This window comes from Citrobacter sp. CFNIH10, from assembly GCF_002934585.1.
GTDB classification, from domain to species: Bacteria; Pseudomonadota; Gammaproteobacteria; order Enterobacterales; family Enterobacteriaceae; genus Citrobacter_A; species Citrobacter_A amalonaticus.
In genome coordinates this window covers 5,075,557-5,095,735 of the sequence record NZ_CP026216.1, presented here as the reverse complement: position 1 = coordinate 5,095,735, position 20,179 = coordinate 5,075,557, and the positions used below count along the sequence as shown (strand labels likewise).

Genomic DNA, 20,179 nt, shown 5'->3' with positions numbered 1-20,179 from the left:
CCGCGTTTTTATCTTCAGATTGTGCAGTAAAAAGCCTCGCCAGGGGAGACGAGGCTGAAAGGTTATTAATGGATTAACGATCCTGTCGCAGGGTTAACCCGACATCCCCACCCGGATGCACGGCCAGCAGCGTTTCTCTGGTATAGCCGCTTTCACTCATCAGGCAGGCGCAGGCAGCATCAAAGATCGCAATCACCAGCATGATGGAGGTGGTCGCCAGCATGTTCAGCGGATCCGCCTCGCGCTGGACGCCGGTGGAAATCACCAGCCGGGCGGCCTTTGCAATGGCGGAATTCGCGTTTTCCGTAACGCTGATAATCGGCACGTTGCGCGCCGCAAGGCCTGGCAATAAGCGCGTGAGCTCGTCAGAGTTACCGCCGCGCGAGAGTAAAATCATCCGATCGTCAGCGCGTAAAAAACCGAGATCGCCGTGCGCGGCATCGGTGGCGTTGAGGTAGATCGCCGGGCGCTCAACGCAGGAGAGCATGTGGGCGATTTTACGCGCCGCAATGCCAGAGGTGCCGACGCCGGTGACCACGATTTTTCCCCGACATTCGCGCAATTCCGTCATTAATGCATTCCAGACCGGTTCGCTCAAATGCTGACCCAGACCGGCCAGCGCCTCACTGTAGAGGGTCCAGGTATCGGCGGCCTGTTGCCATGGGCTACTCATGCATCCCCCTGCATCAACTGACGGTACTTCATGTGATCCTGATACATCTCGTGGAACACCTGATATTTACGGTCGTAATACTGCTTAATGCGATTGGTCTGCGGGGTGACCGTTTTACCTATCCGGCTCATGGCCGACATTGCTTCCGGGAAGGTCTCGAACACGCCGGCGGCGATGGTGCCCATCATTGCGCCACCAAGCAGCATCGCTTCGCTCTCTTCCGGAAGTAGCATGGCGCAACCAGTGGCATTGGCATGTTCCTGCACAAAGATAGGGTTCTTGGTGCCGCCGCCGCTGGCCATGATAGTGTCGATGCTGTACCCACTCTGGTTCATGGTTTCAATGATGTGACGCGTACCCAACGCGATGGCCTGAATGGTTGCCAGATAGTGCAGCGCCATGTCTTCCGGCGTGCGGGAAAGCTTCAGCCCACTGATCGCCCCGGTCAGCGTCGGATTGGCGCGCGGTGAACGGTTGCCGTGGAAGTAGGGCAGGATATGAATATCACGGGTCAGGAAGGCGATATTCTCCGGCTCGCCTGCCATTTTACGCAGCAGAGCGTTCAGCACTTCATAAATGGTTTGCCCCTGCGCTTTGGCTTGCGCCAGCAGCGTATCGTAACAAGGGTGCGACTGAATAATGTGGTCGATCAGCGCGCCGGTCGCGGACTGTCCGCCTTCATTGAGCCAGTATTCCGGCAACACGGCGGAATAGTAAGGACCCCAGACGCCGCCAATAAAGCGAGGCTCTTTTGAGATCGCCATGTGCCCGGTAGAGGTTCCACCAATCAGGGCAACGCGACGGTCAAAGTCAGCGACTTCGCCAGAGACACCGCAGGCGCCAAGCGTGCCGAGGGTACCCGCATGGGCATCAATGATCGACACGCTGACGGCAGTGCCTGGAATCAACCCCATTTCACTGGCGGCGCGCTGAGTCAGCCCGTGACCAAGCGGTTCGCCCATCGTTTTCACATAGCGACCAATTTTTGCCGCATCGTGTTCCAGCAGATCTTCCAGTCCGATCTCCCGGAAGTAGCTGGCATCCCACTTGTCTTCATGGCCCATGTAGGTCCATTTGCACACCGTGGAACACAGTGAACGCGTGTCGTCGCCGGTGGCGCGCCAGGTCAGGAAGTCGGGTAAATCAAAATAGTAGCCCGCGTTGGCCCAGGTGTTAGGCATATGTTGTTTCAGCCACAGCAGTTTCGGCGTTTGCATTTCCGGGGAGATGATCCCGCCTACGTAGTCCAGCACCCGATGGTGCATCGCGTTGATGCGCTCGGCCTGGGTGATGGCGCGGTGATCCATCCACACGATGATGTTTTGCTCGCTGCGCCCGGAAGGGCTGATGGTCAGCGGTTTGCCCTCCTTATCCAGCACCACCAGCGAACAGGTGGCGTCAAATCCCAACCCTTTCACCTGAATGGGGTTGATATCGGACTGATTAATGGCATCACGAACCGCGTTGCAGACAGCCTGCCAGATGTTATCGGACGACTGCTCGACGAAATCGGCCTGCGGGCGGTAAATTTCAATCGCGCGAGTGGCCTGGCCGACCATTCTGCCGTTGAGATCAAACACCCCTGCGCGAGCGCTGCCGGTTCCTACATCCACACCAATAAAGTAACTCGCCATAATTTTTCTCCTGAAATCAGGCTCTACGATTCTGTAATGCGATAAAGAGGATGAGTACCGCGCCCCAAAGCGCCATCGTCAGATAGCTACTGATCCCCAGCAAGTTAAAGCCGCTTTCCAGCATTTGCAGCACAATCAGCGCCAGCACCAGGCCGATGATACGGCCAAATCCGCCGTCCGGATTGATGCCGCCCAGCACCGAGGCGAGAATAGTGACCAGCAGATAAGACTCACCGTATCCGGCCTTCGCCGAGTTGAATTTCGCCATCATTAAGATTGCGGCCACCCAGCCGAGCAGGGCGGAAATGACGTAGACGGAAATCTGCACCCGAACGGTATTCACGCCGCTGTAGCGGGTCGCCTGTTCGTTGGACCCCATCAGATAAAGACTACGCCCGAGCGTGGTGTGTTCCAGCAATACCCACAGCAGCACCGCAACCACGATGAACAGCAGCAGAGCCACGGGAATACCTGCGAGGGTGGCGTTGCCGAGGTACTGAATTGCTGCCGGGAAGCCAGAAATCACCGTGCCGTTAGAGAGCAAAATGTTCAGCCCAGAGATCAGCGTCATGGTGCCGAGCGTGGCGAGGATCGGTGACACGCCAACCCAGGCGATCAGCGCGCCGTTCAGTGTCCCTATCGCCACGGCGACCGCTGCACCGGCCAGCAGCGCCAGTGCGAGGAACAACGGGTTGTCCGGATGGCTGACGATGACCGCCGCCATCACCAGCGAACAGGCGTTGGCACCGGCAATAATCGACAGGTTAATGCCGCCCGTCAGCATGGTCATCCCCATTCCCAGCGCCAGCATGCCGAGGATCGGTAACTGTGAGCCGATGGACTGGAAGTTTGCGACGCTGAAAAAGCGAGTGCCCAACAGCGCTGAGAAGACGACGGCGACGACGATAATAATCACGCACTGCAGGCGGATGATGGCATCACCGGGTAATACTCTTGCGAACGCTTTCATCTCAAAGCTCCCTTGCCAGTTTGCGTTTTTCGTTCCACGCGGTGGTGCTGATGCTGACCAGGATAATGATGCCGCTGAAAACGGTGTGCCAGTACGAGGAGACGCTGAGTAGCGTCAGACCGTTTTGCAAAAAGGCCAGCAGAATCACCCCCAGCAGCGTTCCGGTCAATGTGCCCCGACCGCCGCTCATGCTGGTGCCGCCGAGCACCACCGCCGCCAGCACCGTCAGCTCAAAACCGAGCAGCGAGTTTGGCGCTACGGACTGGGTGATCTGCGCCTGCACGACGGCGGCGACGCCGGCCAGAATACCCATGTAGCCGTAGACATAGAAATGCAGTTTCAACAGATTCAGCCCGAGGCGGGAGGCGGCGTCACGGTTACCGCCCATCGCGTAAATCTGGCGACCGAGACGGGTGTAGTTCATCAGGATAGCGGTGAAGACGATCACTGCCGCCAGACACAGTAACGGCAGGGTAATACCGTAGTCATAGCCATCTGCCGCGGTGAACGAGAACCAGTTGATACCGTTCATGAACCAGTCCGGGAAGCCGTACAGCCAGGTGCCTTTGGTGGCGTAAACCAGCAGACCGTAATAGACGTTAAGCGTGGCGATGGTGATGATGATAGCGGGCACGCGCAGCCAGTAGACCAGGAAGCCGTTAATCAGCCCGAGCAATAACCCGACGGCGATGGCGATGGTCAGCGCCAGCAGAAAGTTGCCGCCGTGGGCGATCACCCAGCTTGCCATCGCGTACTGCGCTATCGCCGTCATCGCCGGGAACGAAATATCGATTCCGCCGGAGATCAGCACGACAAACAGCCCGCAGGCGAGAATACCGAGAATGGCGTAGCTGGTGGCGACGTCCGTCAGATTACCGAGTGACAGGAACTCGTCAGTGCTGATGCTCAGCCCAACGGCAAGCGCAATCACCAGCAGGCCCAGCCAGAATTCATGGTGCCCGATTAAACGGGAGAGATGAAAGTTATTCATGGATGACCTCGACCACCTCTGCAATGTCTTCTTCACGACAGCGATGCGGATTAAACTCGGCAACCAGCTTTCCGCGACGCATGACCAGTACGCGGTGGCTGTTGTAATACGCTTCCGGGATCTCATCGCAAATCATCAGCACCGCCATGCCTTGTTCCGCTAGATTGCGGGCGATCTGGTAGATCCCCTCTTTGTTGGCGATATCAACCCCCACCGTTGGGGAGTCCAGGATCAGGATATGCGGTTGGGTCGCCACCCATTTGGCGATGGCGATACGCTGGGCGTTGCCGCCGGAGAGCGTTTTGACCGGCAACTGCGGATCGGAAACCTTAATGTTCAGTTCACGGATCAGATCGGCGACCAGCGTTTTGGCTTTACCGTGATCGAGCAGGCCGCTGCGGGTATGCAGTTTGTCAAAGACCGTGACAATCGTGTTGTCGTAGATCGACTGTTCCATGATCAGCCCCTGGGTCAGGCGATCTTCCGAGACATAGCCGATCCCGTGTCTGATTGCGTCATGGTTGTTGCGCAGTTGAACCGGTTTCCCGTTAATGCGAATTTGCCCGCTGTCCGGATGCGTCATGCCAAACAGACTCAGGCAGAGCTCGGTGCGCCCTGCACCAAGCAGGCCGACAATTGACACGATCTCACCGCTGCGCAGCGACAGGTTGATGTCCTGATATTTTCCTTTGCGGCTCAGGTTGCGCAGTTCCAGCATTGGCTCCTGCTCAACCGGCGGTTTTTCCGGCAGCGGACTGTAGTGGAAGCGTTGACCGGTCATCAGGAATGCCAGTTCATGGCTGTCGAGTTCGCTGGCGGGATACGTCCCCACCAGTTTGCCGTCGCGCATTACGCTGATGCGGTCCGCCACTTCCATCACCTCATCGAGACGGTGGCTGACGAACACCACGCAAATCCCGTCGGCTTTCAGTTCGTTGACCACGCGCAGCAGGCCGTTGACCTCCTGGCGCGTCAGGGAAGCGGTGGGTTCGTCCATAATCACCAGACGCGCGTCGGCGGCAATGGCGCGACAAATCGCGACGAGCTGACGGTCGGCAATGGAGAGTTTTTCCACTTTTTTATCGGGATCGATGCTGACGCCAATCCGCTTCATTGCCGCCAGCGCCTGTTGCTTCATCGTACCGCGCCGCACCCAGATGTCGCCGCCGGGCAGGTAGCGGTTGACGGCAATATTCTCCGCCACGCTGAAGTTAGGAAAGAGGGATAAATCCTGATAGATAACCTGGATGCCGTAATGCGAAGAGAGCTGTGGTGACAACTGGTGAAACAGTTTGCCATCCAGCAGGATCTGCGCTCCTTTTTCCGGCTGATAGACTCCGGAAATCACTTTAATAATGGTGCTTTTACCGCAACCGTTCTGTCCTGCCAGACAGTGAACTTCGCCTTTTTTCAGCGTCAGATTCACATTATCCAGCGCCAGCACGCCCGGGAATTGCTTGCTGATATTCTCAAGAGTGATAAATGCGGTGGTGTCTGTCATGGACAATACCCCTGCGAGCGCCCTGACGGGCGCAGAGTGTTAAGCCTGTTGATAGCGCCGACCAGACGGTCGGCGTTAGGTTTCCCTGGTGGTGGCTGGAGCCTTAGAAACCGAGTGATTGCGCGTTGTCTTTGGTGACTTCGAGGATCTTGTTAAAGCGGATCACTTTCTTCTCCATGTCGACATCGGCTTTCCCTAATCCTTCAATGGTGAGATCTGGCGTGACCTCTTTGCCCTGCAGCAACTGATCTGCCACGGTCACCAGCGCGTAGCCGGCATCTTTTGGATCCCACAGCATCGCTTTTTTGATGTCGCCACGCATCAGATAAGGCGCTGCCTGTGCGGGCATTGCAATCCCCACCACGGCAATTTTATCTTTCGCGCGTTTTTTCTGTACTGCCTGACCGGCACCAATCGGACCCAGCGAACCGAAGCCAATGATGCCCTTCATCTGCGGATAGGTTTTCATCAGGTCCAGCGTCGTGGAGTAGGATTTGTCGATGCTCTCAGCCACCGGCAGACGAGTGGTGACTTCAAACATCTCCGGGTATTTTTCTTTCTGGTACTTGATGGCGTAATCGGCCCAGGCGTTGTGCAACGGCACGGTCAGCGAGCCGACGTAAATGGCATAGCCGCCTTTACCGCCCATATCCTTCGCCAGCTCGTCAACGTTAGCCTGCGCGTACTTCTCGCTGTCGATCGTTTCGATATCCCACTGGCCGATTTGCTGATCTGGCGATTCGTGAGTCAGGACGACAATACCCTTATCGCGCGCTTTTTTAAGCACGGGCTCAAGCACCTTGGCGTCATTAGGTACCACAATGATCGCGTTAACGTTCTTGGCAATGAGATCTTCAATCACTTTTACCTGCTGAGCCGGATCCGGTGTGGAAGGGCCAGTCTGGTAAGCATTCACATCCAGTTTCTTCGCGGCTTCATTCACGCCGGTTTCCATACGGTTAAACCACGGAATACCGGTGACTTTAGCAACCACAGCGATTTCATATTTTTCTGCCGCAAAGGACGGGCCGGACAACATGCATGCAGAAACCAGGGTTGCACTGAGTAATGCGAGTTTGAATTTCATAGTTGTACCTTTTGTAGGGACCGGGGCATGTCACGAACAGGAGGTTATCAACGAAGGGAAGAGGTAATGAATCTCAAGTTTCATAAATGTGATAAATGCCCATTTTTGTTAATTTATGGGTGTTTTATGGTTAAATTATAGTTAATTTGAACGATTGAAATGCTTTTTTGGTTAATTTAGTTGTTAATAATTATCGAAAAATGCTTATTTATTTTTACAATTAATTATCAAATTGGCTATTGCACACAGAAAATAACCGCAGCAGGCGTACCGCCCTCAGCGACGAAATCGCAAATCTGAGAACTGAATCGAGTCCAGAAATCAGCGCCCAACATTCCTCATTTCAATGTTATTCTCACGGACAATCCTGCCACGACGATCGTGACTCGCGTGGCCCGTCCTGTTTTTGTGGGGAGTTGATACCATTCATGATACGCGGCGCTTTGCTGGTATTACTCGCATTTTTGACGTCTACGGTGAGTGCACATCCTCACAGTTTTATTCGTCTGAAAACGGAAGTGATCGGCGATAACGGGACTTTTGTGGCGCTGAAGATGCGCTGGACAATGGATGAACTGACCTCTGCCGATCTGCTTTATGATGCGGGCGACGCTCAACCGGGTTCTGAAATCTGGAAGAAGCTGGCGGCGGAAGTGATGGCGAATGTGCTGGGACAGCATTACTTTACCGAAATGTGGCACAACGGGCGGCGCGTTAAATTTAAGAACCGCCCCACGGAATATAGCATGGAGCGTGTTGAGCATCAGGCCGTGCTCACCTTTGTGCTGCCGCTTGCCGAACCGCAACCATTGAGCGGGCAGCGTTACACCTTCTCGACCTTTGATCCCTCTTATTATGTCGATATGAGCTACGAAGAAGATAACGATGCAACGCTATCGTCGGCGTTGCGTGAGCAATGTGAAATCGCCGTGAACACACCGACGCCGAGCGAAGAATCGCTCAGCTTTGCCCAGTCGCTGGATAAAGAAGACGCGCCTCCGGAGGATATGGAACTGGGGAAACAATTTGCACAGACGGTGACGGTCTCATGTCAGTAATATCCACAACCCGCATTCGCGCACGGCGTTGGCTGTCGCTGTGGCCGCTGGCGCTGTTTTTGCTGATTGCAGCGATCGGTGGTGTCTGGCTGTGGTACGCCTGGCCGCAGGTGATGATCAAAAGTATTGTCTGGCAACGGGAGGTGAATCAGCAGATGAGCGTATTGCTGAAGGCCGTTGCCGCCAGTCCAGCCCAGGCGGGTGGGTCATTGCTGCTGTTTAGCTTTTTATATGGTGTGCTGCACGCACTGGGACCGGGGCATGGAAAGGTCGTGATCACCACCTGGCTGGCGACCCATCCTTCAAAGCTTAAGTCGAGCATCGGGCTGACGCTGGCTTCTTCGTTATTGCAGGGGCTGGTGGCAATCGGGCTGGTCGTGGTCGTGCTCAGCATCCTGCAACTGCCGGCGAGACAGTTACATCTGAGCGGTTTCTGGCTGGAGAAGGGGAGCTATGCGCTGGTGGGGATTCTGGGCGTTTTGCTCTGCTGGCGGGCGCTGAAGAAACTGCATGCGCTGCTGCGCAAACCCAGGTTTATCGCCTTCACGCCACACCATGTGCACCATGAAAACTGTGGTTGCGGGCATCAGCACATGCCGAATCCGGAGCAGATCCACCGCGATGATGACTGGCGCGCGCGGCTAATGATTATTCTGTCGATGGGGATGCGTCCCTGTTCCGGGGCGATCATGGTACTGCTGTTCAGCAAAGTCATCGGCGTCTTTGGCTGGGGAATAGTCTCGGCGCTGGCAATGGCGGCGGGAACGTCGCTGACGATTACCTCTCTGGCGCTGCTGGTGCACAGTTTTCGTACGCTGGCAGTCAGGTTGAGCAGCAATCATGCACCGGTACTATGGCGGCAGGTCGGTTGGTTAACGCTGGCGTTAGCCGGTGGCGCGATATTAGTGGTGGCAGCAGGAGTGATGTGGGTGAGTGCAGTGCCAGTGGGAAGGGGATTAAGACCGTTTTGATTTTGCCGGATGGCGTTAGCGCTTATTTGGCCTACTGTTCGTGTAGGCCCGGTAAGCGTTAGCGCCACCGGGCAGTACTGAGATTAACGCTTCAGCGCGTCGCTCAGTTCGTCACGCATATTCGCCAGCATCGCTTTAACCACGCGCGGGTTACCCGCCACGATGTTGCCGGTCGTTATGTAGTTGTGACCACCGGTAAAGTCGCAGACCAGGGCGCCAGCTTCACGGGCGATCAGTTCACCCGCGGCGAAATCCCACGGACGCAGACCAATTTCGAAATAACCGTCAACGCGCGCAGCGGCAACATAGGCCAGATCCAGCGCAGCAGAACCGGTGCGACGGAAGTCAGCACACTCGGTAAACATTTTGCCGAGGATATTCATGTAAGAGGTGGCGTGCTGTTTGGCTTTGAACGGGAAGCCGGTCGCGATAATAGTGCCGTCCAGGTCACGCGCATTGCTGCCGCGCAGACGGTAACCATTCAGCTGTGCGCCCTGACCGCGGGTTGCGGTGAACAGTTCATTACGCATCGGATCGTAAACCACAGCGACTTCAGTGCGGCCTTTAATACGTACGGCGATGGAAACCGCGAAGTGCGGCAGACGTTTTACGAAGTTGGTGGTGCCATCCAGTGGATCGATAACCCATTGAACATCCTGATCGGTACCTTCATGTTCACCGCTTTCTTCGGTGATGATGGTGTGCTGCGGGTAAGATTTGCGGATCGTTTCGATAATAATCGCTTCAGCGGCTTTATCGACGTTGGTCACGAAATCATTGCTGCCTTTCTGGCTGGTTTCTACTGAGTCAGGCGTTTCGTAGTGTTTGGCAATTACATTACCCGCCTTGCGCGCTGCGCGCACGGCGATGGTCAGCATCGGATGCATCGGTCTCTCTCACTGGATGTTAAAGAACGGGAAAACGGCGCAGAGTATAGCAGCGAGATCGGAATATGTCTTCGATTTATGATAATATGGCTGAATAATCTTTAGCTGAAGAAAGACAATGCTGCAAAATATTCGAATCGTGCTGGTGGAAACGTCTCACACCGGCAATATGGGCTCTGTTGCCCGCGCCATGAAAACAATGGGGTTAACCAACCTGTGGCTGGTTAACCCGCTCGTGAAACCTGACTCCCAGGCCATCGCTCTGGCGGCAGGGGCCAGTGACGTGATCGGCAACGCGCAGATCGTCGATACCCTCGATGAAGCGCTGGCCGGATGCAGCCTGGTGGTCGGGACCAGTGCACGTTCGCGTACGCTGCCGTGGCCGATGCTTGACCCGCGTGAATGCGGTTTAAAAAGCGTAGCGGAAGCGGCAAATACCCCCGTGGCGCTGGTGTTTGGTCGTGAACGCGTTGGGCTGACCAATGACGAACTGCAAAAATGCCATTACCATGTCGCGATTGCGGCGAACCCGGAATACAGTTCGCTGAACCTGGCAATGGCGGTACAGGTCATCGCGTATGAAGTGCGCATGGCCTGGCTGGCGACGCAGCAAAATCCTGATGCGGTCGTGCATGAAGAAGCACCGTACCCGCTGGTAGACGATCTGGAGCGGTTTTACGGTCACCTTGAGCAGACGTTGCTGTCGACGGGGTTTATCCGTGAAAACCATCCGGGACAAGTGATGAACAAGTTGCGCCGTCTGTTTACGCGTGCGCGTCCGGAGAGCCAGGAGCTGAATATTCTGCGTGGAATGCTTGCTTCTATTGAGCAGCAGAATAAAGACAAGTAAGTGCAAGCCATCCGGCAAAGCAAAATGGCACTGAAGGTTAAATACCTGACTAAAACAGTCAAGTAAATAGTTGACTGATTTAGTCGGGAATGTCAGACTTGGCCCTGCTATGCAATACCCCCATTTTACAATAAAAAACCCCGGGCAGGGGCGAGTTTGAGGCTAAGTAAGACATGAGACTGACATCTAAAGGGCGTTATGCCGTGACCGCAATGTTGGACGTTGCGCTCAACTCCGAAGCGGGCCCGGTACCGTTGGCTGATATTTCTGAACGTCAGGGAATTTCCCTTTCTTATCTGGAACAGCTGTTCTCCCGTTTGCGTAAAAATGGTCTGGTGTCCAGTGTACGTGGGCCAGGCGGTGGTTATCTGCTGGGTAAAGATGCCGGCAGTATTGCAGTCGGTGAAGTGATTAGCGCTGTTGACGAGTCGGTAGATGCGACACGTTGTCAGGGCAAAGGCGGTTGTCAGGGCGGCGATAAATGCCTGACCCACGCGCTGTGGCGCGATCTGAGCGACCGTCTGACCGGTTTCCTCAACAACATTACGTTAGGTGAACTGGTGAATAACCAGGAAGTCCTGGATGTGTCTGGTCGCCAGCACAGCCACGACGCTCCACGCACAAATCGTGCACAAGACGCGATTGACGTTAAGTTACGCGCTTAATTTAACCGTCCTGTTTCGGGTTGCATCTGCGTTGGCTGCACATGTTCACCCCGCTTACTTTTGTAAGCTCTCGGGGATTTGCATGTTTACCGCCTTGCTGAAACGCGAAACAGTTAGGTTAACGATAAGAAGATTTTCGAGTCAGGCCGGAGCGTTTGCGCTCCGTTAACACGGTCGTACATCCAGCCGGTTGCCTGACTCCTTGCATTGAAGCGATGTACGGAGTTTATAGAGCAATGAAATTACCGATTTATCTCGACTACTCCGCAACCACGCCGGTGGACCCGCGTGTTGCCGAGAAAATGATGCAGTTCCTGACACTGGACGGAACCTTTGGTAACCCGGCCTCCCGTTCACACCGTTTCGGCTGGCAGGCTGAAGAGGCGGTTGATATCGCCCGTAATCAGATTGCCGATCTGGTGGGTGCCGATCCGCGTGAAATCGTCTTTACTTCCGGTGCGACTGAATCCGACAACCTGGCGATCAAAGGTGCAGCCAACTTTTATCAGAAAAAAGGCAAGCACATTATCACCAGTAAAACCGAGCACAAAGCGGTACTGGATACCTGCCGTCAGTTGGAGCGTGAAGGGTTTGAAGTGACCTACCTGGCGCCGCAGAGCAACGGGATTATCGATCTCAAAGAACTGGAAGCGGCGATGCGTGACGACACCATCCTGGTTTCCATCATGCACGTGAATAACGAAATCGGCGTGGTACAGGATATCGCGACTATCGGCGAAATGTGCCGTGCTCGCGGCATCATCTATCATGTTGACGCCACCCAGAGCGTGGGCAAACTGCCTATCGATCTGAGCCAGTTGAAAGTTGACCTGATGTCCTTCTCCGGTCACAAAATTTATGGCCCGAAAGGGATCGGCGCGCTGTACGTTCGTCGTAAACCGCGTATTCGCATTGAGGCACAGATGCACGGCGGCGGTCACGAGCGTGGCATGCGTTCCGGTACGCTGCCTGTCCACCAGATCGTCGGTATGGGCGAAGCCTATCGCATCGCGAAAGAAGAGATGGAAACCGAGATGGCGCGTCTGCGCGGTCTGCGTAACCGTCTGTGGAACGGCGTGAAAGATATGGAAGAAGTCTACCTGAACGGTGACCTTGAGCAGGGCGCACCAAACATCCTCAACGTCAGCTTTAACTACGTTGAAGGCGAGTCGCTGATCATGGCGCTGAAAGACCTCGCGGTCTCTTCCGGTTCTGCCTGTACCTCTGCGAGCCTCGAGCCTTCCTACGTGCTGCGCGCACTGGGAATGACCGACGAGCTGGCACATAGCTCTATTCGTTTCTCTTTAGGTCGTTTTACTACCGAAGAAGAGATTGATTACACCATCGAACTGGTTCGTAAATCTATCGGCCGTCTGCGTGACCTTTCTCCGCTGTGGGAAATGCACAAGCAGGGCGTGGATCTGAACAGCATCGAATGGTCACATCATTAATCGGTATCGATAAGGAGAATTCATCATGGCTTACAGCGAAAAAGTAATCGATCATTACGAGAATCCACGTAACGTGGGCTCTTTTGACAACAGCGACGAGAACGTGGGTAGCGGCATGGTGGGTGCACCAGCCTGTGGCGACGTGATGAAGTTGCAGATCAAAGTTAACAATGAAGGTATCATTGAAGACGCGCGTTTCAAGACTTACGGCTGCGGTTCCGCTATCGCCTCCAGCTCCCTGGTTACCGAATGGGTGAAAGGGAAATCACTGGACGAAGCACAGGCGATCAAAAATACCGATATTGCCGATGAGCTTGAGCTGCCGCCAGTGAAAATTCACTGTTCTATTCTGGCAGAAGACGCGATCAAAGCCGCCATTGCGGACTACAAAAGCAAACGTGAAGCAAAATAAGAAGAGTTGAGGTTTTATTATGTCGATTACACTTAGCGACAGTGCAGCAGCGCGAGTAAATACCTTCCTGGCGAACCGTGGTAAAGGGTTTGGCCTGCGTCTGGGCGTGAGAACCTCCGGCTGCTCAGGTATGGCGTATGTACTGGAATTTGTTGATGAACCGGCGGCAGAAGACACCGTGTTTGAAGACAAAGGCGTTAAGGTTGTGGTCGACGGAAAAAGCCTGCAATTTCTGGACGGAACGCAGTTAGACTTCGTGAAAGAAGGTCTGAACGAAGGGTTCAAGTTCACAAACCCGAACGTGAAAGACGAGTGTGGTTGCGGCGAAAGCTTCCACGTGTAACGCGCGTCATCCGAAAACCCCGCCGTGGCCTTGCTACGTGTGGGGTTTGTTCTAACAGGCTACCCCTGAGAATGTTATGGACTACTTCACCCTCTTTGGCTTACCGGCCCGTTATCCGCTCGATATTCAGGCGCTGAGCCTTCGTTTTCAGGATCTGCAACGCCAGTATCACCCTGATAAATTTGCCAGCGGTACCCAGGCGGAACAGCTTGCTGCCGTCCAGCAATCCGCCACTATCAACCAGGCCTGGCAAACGCTGCGCCATCCCCTGATGCGCGCAGAATATCTGCTGTCGCTACACGGTTTTGATCTCAGCAACGAGCAGCACACGGTGCGCGATACCGCGTTCCTGATGGAACAACTGGAACTGCGTGAAGAACTCGATGAGATCGAACAGACGAAAGACGAGGCGCGGCTGGAACAGTTTATTCAGCGCGTGAAAAAGATGTTTGATAGCCGCCATCAGTTGATGGTGGAACAACTGGATAGCGAGACGTGGGACGCCGCGGCCGATACCGTGCGTAAACTGCGTTTTCTCGATAAACTGCGAAGCAGTGCAGAACAACTCGAAGAAAAACTGCTCGATTTTTAAACTTCGGAAGCAATTATGGCCTTATTACAAATTAGTGAGCCTGGTCTGAGCGCAGCGCCACACCAGCGTCGTCTGGCTGCGGGTATCGATCTCGGGACCACCAACTCTCTGGTCGCAACCGTGCGTAGCGGTCAGGCGGAAACGCTGGCCGATCACGACGGTCGTCATCTGCTGCCGTCCGTCGTTCACTATCAGCCGCAGGGCCACACGGTCGGCTATGATGCGCGCGCTAATGCCGCGCTGGATACTGCCAATACTATCAGTTCAGTGAAACGCATGATGGGACGTTCACTGGCGGATATTCAGACTCGCTACCCGCATCTGCCATACCGTTTCCAGGCAAGTGAAAATGGCTTGCCGATGATTGAAACGGCGGCGGGTTTGCTAAATCCGGTCCGTGTTTCAGCCGATATCCTGAAAGCGTTGGCGGCGAGAGCCTCTGAGTCGCTTTCCGGCGATTTGGATGGCGTGGTGATTACCGTACCGGCGTACTTTGACGATGCACAGCGTCAGGGGACCAAAGATGCCGCACGCCTGGCGGGCCTCCATGTGCTGCGCCTGCTCAATGAACCGACCGCTGCGGCGATTGCCTACGGTCTGGATTCCGGCAAAGAGGGCGTCATTGCAGTGTATGACCTCGGTGGCGGAACGTTTGATATTTCTATTCTGCGCCTGAGTCGCGGGGTGTTCGAAGTGTTGGCGACAGGCGGGGATTCCGCGCTTGGCGGCGATGACTTCGACCACCTGCTGGCGGATTACATCCGTGAACAGGCGGGAATTGCCGATCGCAGCGATAACCGCGTGCAGCGCGAACTGCTGGATGCCGCCATCGCGGCGAAAATCGCGCTCAGCGATACCGAGTCAGTCACGATTAACGTGGCGGGCTGGCAGGGCGAGATTACCCGCGAACAGTTTAATGAACTCATTTCCGCGCTGGTTAAGCGTACGCTGCTGGCCTGTCGTCGTGCCCTGAAAGATGCCGGCGTTGAGGCGCAAGAGGTGCTGGAAGTGGTGATGGTTGGCGGTTCCACGCGCGTACCGCTGGTGCGTGAACGTGTGGGCGAATTCTTCGGTCGCCCGCCGCTGACGTCAATCGACCCGGATAAAGTGGTGGCGATTGGCGCGGCAATCCAGGCGGATATTCTGGTTGGTAATAAACCGGACAGTGAAATGCTGCTGCTCGACGTGATCCCGCTGTCGCTGGGACTGGAAACGATGGGCGGCCTGGTGGAGAAGGTGATTCCGCGTAACACTACGATTCCGGTGGCGCGCGCGCAGGACTTTACTACCTTCAAAGACGGCCAGACCGCGATGTCTATCCACGTCATGCAGGGTGAACGTGAACTGGTGCAGGACTGCCGTTCGCTGGCGCGCTTTGCCCTGCGTGGTATTCCAGCGCTCCCGGCAGGCGGCGCGCATATTCGCGTGACCTTCCAGGTGGATGCTGACGGTCTGCTGAGCGTCACTGCGATGGAAAAATCCACCGGCGTTGAGGCTTCTATTCAGGTGAAACCGTCCTACGGTCTGACCGACAGCGAAATTGCCTCAATGATTCAGGATTCGATGAGCTTTGCCGAGCAGGACGTAAAAGCCCGTATGCTGGCAGAGCAGAAAGTCGAAGCGGCGCGCGTGCTGGAGAGTTTAACCGGCGCGCTGACCGCTGATGCCGCGCTGCTAAGCGCCGCAGAACGTCAATTGATCGACGATGCCGCCGCGCACCTGAGCGAAGTGGCGCTGGGCGATGATGTTGACGCTATCGAACAAGCCATTAAAAACGTAGACAAACAAACCCAGGAATTTGCCGCTCGCCGTATGGATCAGTCGGTCCGTAGCGCGCTGAAAGGCCATTCCGTGGACGAGGTTTAATATGCCAAAGATTGTTATTTTGCCTCATCAGGATCTCTGTCCGGATGGCGCAGTTCTGGAAGCTAAGACCGGTGAAACCATTCTTGACGTTGCGCTGCGCAACGGTATCGAGATTGAGCACGCCTGCGAAAAATCCTGTGCCTGTACGACCTGCCACTGCATTGTGCGTGAAGGTTTTGACTCCCTGCCGGAAAGCACGGAAGAAGAAGACGACATGCTGGATAAAGCCTGGGGACTGGAGCCGGAGAGCCGTTTAAGCTGTCAGGCTCGCGTAACCGGGGATGATTTGGTAGTCGAAATCCCACGTTACACAATCAATCATGCTCGTGAGCATTAACAGAGGGTAGTATGGGACTGAAGTGGACCGATAGCCGCGAAATCGGTGAAGCGCTGTACGATGCGTTCCCCGATCTCGATCCAAAGACCGTTCGTTTCACCGATCTTCATCAGTGGATCTGCGATCTTGAGGAATTTGATGACGACCCTGACGCATCCAATGAAAAAATTCTGGAGGCGATTCTGCTAGTCTGGTTAGATGAAGCAGAGTAAGTCACATAACGGGCTGCCATGAGGCGGCCCGTTTGCTAATAAGGATAAATAACATGACAGAAGCCATGAAAATTACGCTTTCCACACAACCTGCTGACGCACGCTGGGGTGAAAAAGCCACATACAGTATCAATAACGATGGTATTGCCCTGCACCTTAATGGGAAAGATGACCTGGGTCTTATTCAGCGCGCGGCACGTAAAATCGACGGCCTTGGCATCAAGCATGTGCAACTGGCAGGCGAGGGCTGGAATGCAGACCGCTGCTGGTCATTCTGGCAGGGCTACAAAGCGCCGAAAGGCAGCCGAAAAGTAGAATGGCCAGAGCTGGACGACGTACAGCGTCAGGAGCTGGATAACCGTCTGACCATTATTGACTGGGTGCGTGACACCATTAACGCACCGGCGGAAGAGCTGGGGCCAGAGCAACTGGCGCAGCGTGCCGTTGACCTGCTGTGCAGCGTGGCGTGCGATCACGTCTCTTACCGTATTACCAAAGGCGAAGATCTGCGTGAGCAGAACTATATGGGGCTGCATACTGTGGGGCGCGGCTCTGAACGTCCTCCGGTCCTGCTGGCGCTCGACTACAACCCGACAGGAGATAAAGAAGCCCCGGTTTTTGCTTGCCTGGTCGGGAAAGGGATCACCTTTGATTCCGGCGGTTACAGCATCAAGCAGAGTGCCTTTATGGACTCCATGAAGTCCGACATGGGCGGTGCCGCAACGGTAACCGGCGCGCTGGCGTTTGCGATCACGCGCGGTCTGAACAAACGCGTGAAGCTGTACCTGTGCTGTGCGGATAACCTGATCAGCGGTAACGCGTTCAAGCTGGGCGATATCATCCACTATCGCAACGGTAAAAACGTCGAAGTGATGAATACCGACGCGGAAGGGCGTCTGGTGCTGGCGGATGGCCTGATTGACGCCAGCGCGCAGAAGCCAGAGCTGATCATTGATGCTGCGACGCTGACCGGAGCCGCGAAAACCGCGCTGGGTAACGACTACCACGCGCTGTTCAGCTTCGATGACCAACTGGCGAACCGCCTGCTGGCAAGCGCAGCCGAAGAAAACGAGGCGTTCTGGCGTCTGCCGCTGGCGGAATTCCACCGCAACCAGTTGCCGTCTAATTTTGCCGAGTTGAACAATACCGGCAGCGCGGCGTATCCGGCAGGGGCGAGCACAGCCGCAGGATTCCTGTCGCACTTTGTGGAAAACTACCAGCAGGGTTGGCTGCATATCGACTGCTCGGCGACCTACCGCAAAGCGCCGGTTGAGCAGTGGTCTGCCGGCGCGACCGGTCTGGGTGTGCGCACTATTGCAAATCTACTGACTGCCTGAAAGGTGTTTTTGTAGGCCGGGTAAGCGAAGCGCCACCCGGCATTTTGCCTGGTAGCGACGCAGTGCGTCTTATCAGGCCTGCAACCCATAGATAATTTGTGATCTCTATGTCCGAAACAAAAAATGAATTAGAAACCCTGCTGGAGCAGGCGGCGACTGAACCCGCACACCGTCCGGCATTTTTCCGCACCCTGTTGGAATCCACTGTCTGGGTACCTGGTACTGCGGCAGACGGCGAAGCGATTGTCGAAGACAGCGCGCTCGATCTTCAGCACTGGGAAAAAGAAGATGGCACCACCGTTATCCCTTTTTTCACCTCGCTGGCAGCGTTGCAGCAGGCCGTCGAAGATGAGCAGGCGTTTGTGGTGATGCCAGTACGGACGCTGTTTGAAATGACGCTCGGCGAAACGCTGTTCCTCAACGCCAAATTGCCGACGGGTAAAGAGTTTATGCCTCGCGAAATCAGCCTGCTGATGGGGGAAGAGGGCAATCCACTGAGCACGCAGGAAGTGCTGGAAGGTGGGGAATCGCTGATTCTCTCCGAAGTTGCCGAACCGCCAGCACAGATGATCGATTCGCTCACGACGCTGTTTAAGACCATCAAGCCGGTGAAGCGTGCGTTTCTCTGCTCAATTAAAGAGCGCGCGGACGCTGAGGCTAATCTGCTGATTGGTATTGAGGCCGATGGCGATATTGAGGAGATTATTCAGGCTGCGGGCAGTGTGGCAACTGATACGCTACCGGGCGATGAACCGATCGATATCTGTCAGGTGAAAAAAGGGGAGAAAGGGATCAGCCACTTTATCACCGAACACATCGCGCCGTTCTACGAACGCCGCTGGGGCGGGTTCCTGCGTGATTTCAAACAGAACCGTATTATTTAAGTGAAGGAAAGCCGCCCCGAAAGGCGGCATCCTCGTTTACCTGCCCTGGTCGCTGGTCTTTACGAGAACAGAATTACTGGGGTAACTCTGGTCTGCGTGAAGGCACAACACACCAGAAACAAGAAGCACGATACAGACGTACCGTATCGTCATTGTGCGGTCCATGCAAAGACCGCTTCACGACAGCACCACTGGCGATAATGCCTTGACAGCAAGCACTACGACATGCCTGCGCTAACGGCCATGGGACATCCTTTTCTGAAGCCAGTGCCCGCTTGCGAGGCGGCGAAAAGGGCCGGGAAGAATGATACATCAACTTCCTAATAGTTTCCTGGCTAACTAACTTGACATTATTTTCCTTAAAAGAGAGTATTACCCCACTACGGCATGCCTGCGTTGCTATGGCAACACAGCCAGCTGGAAAGGCCGCGAACCGGACCAGCACAAAAAAACCGCTCAAATGTTTGAGCGGTTTTTTTGTGGGCGAAGCTGACTAAGACATCAGAATTTATTTAGCGTCAGCCGGTTCTACCGGTAAATCGGTACGCGATCCCCATTCACTCCACGCGCCGTCGTACAACGTGACGTCTGGCACGTCCAGCGTCGCAAGCGCCAGCACGACGACGGCTGCCGTCACGCCAGAACCACAACTGGCGATAATCGGACGATCAAAACTGACGCCGTGGCGAAAGAAGATGGCATCCAGTTCGTCGGTTGTTTTCAATTCGCCTTCCTGAACCAGTTCTGTCCACGGCACGTTTAAGGCGCCGGGTATATGACCGCGTCTGAGACCTGGACGCGGCTCGTCGACTTCAGCATTAAAACGTGCTGCCGGGCGGGCATCGACAATCTGTGCGCTTTTCTCATGGCTGGCGAGCAGGACGTCGGTGACGCGCACGACGGCTTCAGAGGTAAACGCTGCATCAAACTCACCTTCCGGGAGTTCGACGTTACCTTCCTGTAGCGGCAACTCATCACGTTGCCAGCCCGCCAGACCACCACCCAGAATGGACACGTTCTCCACGCCAAAGGTGCGCAGCATCCACCACGCGCGCGGGGCGGAGAACAGACTACCCTCGTCATACACGATCAGATGTTTATCCTGATGTACCCCCAGTTCACGCATCGCCACGGCGAAGCTTTCCGGGCGTGGCATCATATGCGGCAGAGGTGAAGTGTGGTCGGAGAGCGCTTCGATATCGAAAAACACCGCACCCGGGATATGTCCCGAGCGATACTCTTGCGCAACGTCGCGGTCTTCCTGTCCTGGCGGCGCCATGCGGGCGTCGATAATTTGAATCTGCGGATCGTCAATATGCTCGGCAAGCCAGTCGGCGGCGACAAAAAAGGCGGTAGTCATGGGGATCTCCATGTTTATCAGGTGTCCGGTAAATTGTCAGGCCTTTGCCGACAGGGGACAAGTAAAAGAGGCTGATTTGTCCGGTGATCCCACATTTC

General features: G+C 55.3%; 22 protein-coding genes. 13 read left to right on the top strand and 9 right to left on the bottom strand.

The window, feature by feature from the left end; all coding sequences use genetic code 11:
- Positions 1–73 precede the first annotated feature (73 nt).
- From C2U53_RS29045 to C2U53_RS29020, 6 genes are all read right to left on the bottom strand, one after another.
- Positions 74–673 carry an SIS domain-containing protein gene (locus C2U53_RS29045; protein ID WP_042999808.1) on the bottom strand — a complete coding sequence of 200 codons (600 nt, stop codon included), beginning with the start codon at positions 671–673 and terminating at the stop codon, positions 74–76.
- A complete protein-coding gene (locus tag C2U53_RS29040; RefSeq protein WP_042999809.1) occupies positions 670–2,307 on the bottom strand; it encodes an FGGY-family carbohydrate kinase in 1,638 nt (545 codons plus the stop codon). Before C2U53_RS29040 ends, C2U53_RS29045 begins: the two co-directional genes overlap by 4 nt.
- Positions 2,308–2,323: 16 nt before the next feature.
- Positions 2,324–3,277, bottom strand: a complete 954-nt coding sequence (locus C2U53_RS29035; protein WP_042999810.1) for an ABC transporter permease — start codon at positions 3,275–3,277, stop codon at positions 2,324–2,326.
- 1 nt (position 3,278) lies between these two features.
- Positions 3,279–4,268 carry an ABC transporter permease gene (locus tag C2U53_RS29030; protein WP_042999811.1) on the bottom strand — a complete coding sequence of 330 codons (990 nt, stop codon included), beginning with the start codon at positions 4,266–4,268 and terminating at the stop codon, positions 3,279–3,281.
- A complete protein-coding gene (locus C2U53_RS29025) occupies positions 4,261–5,769 on the bottom strand; it encodes a sugar ABC transporter ATP-binding protein (RefSeq protein ID WP_042999812.1) in 1,509 nt (502 codons plus the stop codon). The genes C2U53_RS29030 and C2U53_RS29025 overlap by 8 nt, the downstream gene beginning before the upstream one ends.
- Positions 5,770–5,872: 103 nt before the next feature.
- Entirely contained in the window at positions 5,873–6,856 is a 984-nt protein-coding gene (locus C2U53_RS29020; protein WP_042999813.1) for an autoinducer 2 ABC transporter substrate-binding protein, read from the bottom strand.
- Positions 6,857–7,284: 428 nt separating this feature from the next.
- Between C2U53_RS29020 and C2U53_RS29015 the strand changes: the two genes are divergently transcribed.
- A complete protein-coding gene (locus C2U53_RS29015; protein WP_042999814.1) occupies positions 7,285–7,914 on the top strand; it encodes a DUF1007 family protein in 630 nt (209 codons plus the stop codon).
- Positions 7,905–8,885: a nickel/cobalt transporter gene (locus tag C2U53_RS29010; RefSeq protein ID WP_042999815.1), complete on the top strand. Its 981-nt coding sequence runs from the start codon at positions 7,905–7,907 to the stop codon at positions 8,883–8,885. The genes C2U53_RS29015 and C2U53_RS29010 overlap by 10 nt, the downstream gene beginning before the upstream one ends.
- Before the next feature lie 83 nt (positions 8,886–8,968).
- Here C2U53_RS29010 and suhB read toward each other — a convergent pair whose 3' ends face one another.
- Positions 8,969–9,772, bottom strand: coding sequence for an inositol-1-monophosphatase (suhB, locus tag C2U53_RS29005; RefSeq protein ID WP_104446835.1), 804 nt, complete (start codon positions 9,770–9,772; stop codon positions 8,969–8,971).
- A gap of 118 nt (positions 9,773–9,890) precedes the next feature.
- Between suhB and trmJ the strand changes: the two genes are divergently transcribed.
- The 11 genes from trmJ to sseB all read left to right on the top strand — a co-directional run bounded on the left by trmJ (position 9,891) and on the right by sseB (position 18,721).
- Positions 9,891–10,622, top strand: a complete 732-nt coding sequence (trmJ, locus tag C2U53_RS29000) for a tRNA (cytosine(32)/uridine(32)-2'-O)-methyltransferase TrmJ (RefSeq protein WP_042999817.1) — start codon at positions 9,891–9,893, stop codon at positions 10,620–10,622.
- Positions 10,623–10,795: 173 nt separating this feature from the next.
- On the top strand, positions 10,796–11,287 hold the full coding sequence (gene iscR, locus C2U53_RS28995; protein ID WP_042317591.1) for a Fe-S cluster assembly transcriptional regulator IscR: 492 nt from the start codon (positions 10,796–10,798) through the stop codon (positions 11,285–11,287).
- A gap of 236 nt (positions 11,288–11,523) precedes the next feature.
- Entirely contained in the window at positions 11,524–12,738 is a 1,215-nt protein-coding gene (gene iscS / locus C2U53_RS28990) for a cysteine desulfurase (protein WP_042999818.1), read from the top strand.
- 25 nt (positions 12,739–12,763) lie between these two features.
- Positions 12,764–13,150, top strand: coding sequence for a Fe-S cluster assembly scaffold IscU (gene iscU, locus C2U53_RS28985; RefSeq protein ID WP_002913991.1), 387 nt, complete (start codon positions 12,764–12,766; stop codon positions 13,148–13,150).
- A 19-nt stretch (positions 13,151–13,169) separates the two neighbouring features.
- Positions 13,170–13,493, top strand: coding sequence for an iron-sulfur cluster assembly protein IscA (iscA, locus tag C2U53_RS28980; RefSeq protein ID WP_003037681.1), 324 nt, complete (start codon positions 13,170–13,172; stop codon positions 13,491–13,493).
- Positions 13,494–13,569: 76 nt separating this feature from the next.
- Positions 13,570–14,085, top strand: coding sequence for a co-chaperone HscB (gene hscB / locus C2U53_RS28975; RefSeq protein WP_042999820.1), 516 nt, complete (start codon positions 13,570–13,572; stop codon positions 14,083–14,085).
- 15 nt (positions 14,086–14,100) lie between these two features.
- Positions 14,101–15,951 carry a Fe-S protein assembly chaperone HscA gene (gene hscA / locus C2U53_RS28970; protein ID WP_044253086.1) on the top strand — a complete coding sequence of 617 codons (1,851 nt, stop codon included), beginning with the start codon at positions 14,101–14,103 and terminating at the stop codon, positions 15,949–15,951.
- Position 15,952: 1 nt separating this feature from the next.
- Positions 15,953–16,288, top strand: coding sequence for an ISC system 2Fe-2S type ferredoxin (gene fdx / locus C2U53_RS28965; protein WP_042999822.1), 336 nt, complete (start codon positions 15,953–15,955; stop codon positions 16,286–16,288).
- 11 nt (positions 16,289–16,299) lie between these two features.
- Positions 16,300–16,500: a Fe-S cluster assembly protein IscX gene (iscX, locus tag C2U53_RS28960; protein ID WP_042999823.1), complete on the top strand. Its 201-nt coding sequence runs from the start codon at positions 16,300–16,302 to the stop codon at positions 16,498–16,500.
- 53 nt (positions 16,501–16,553) lie between these two features.
- The gene (gene pepB / locus C2U53_RS28955) at positions 16,554–17,837 is read left to right on the top strand and encodes an aminopeptidase PepB (RefSeq protein WP_058586952.1); all 1,284 of its coding nucleotides are present in this window, start codon (positions 16,554–16,556) and stop codon (positions 17,835–17,837) included.
- A 107-nt stretch (positions 17,838–17,944) separates the two neighbouring features.
- Complete coding sequence (gene sseB / locus C2U53_RS28950) at positions 17,945–18,721, top strand: enhanced serine sensitivity protein SseB (RefSeq protein ID WP_054176541.1); 777 nt, start codon at positions 17,945–17,947, stop codon at positions 18,719–18,721.
- Between the two features lie 36 nt (positions 18,722–18,757).
- On the opposite strand, the gene timP is transcribed toward sseB, so the two are convergent.
- Entirely contained in the window at positions 18,758–18,874 is a 117-nt protein-coding gene (timP, locus tag C2U53_RS30840) for a small toxic inner membrane protein TimP (protein WP_369862412.1), read from the bottom strand.
- 355 nt (positions 18,875–19,229) lie between these two features.
- Positions 19,230–20,081 (bottom strand): 3-mercaptopyruvate sulfurtransferase, encoded by an 852-nt coding sequence (sseA, locus tag C2U53_RS28945; protein ID WP_044264898.1) that lies wholly within the window; start codon positions 20,079–20,081, stop codon positions 19,230–19,232.
- Between the last annotated feature and the right edge of the window lie 98 nt (positions 20,082–20,179).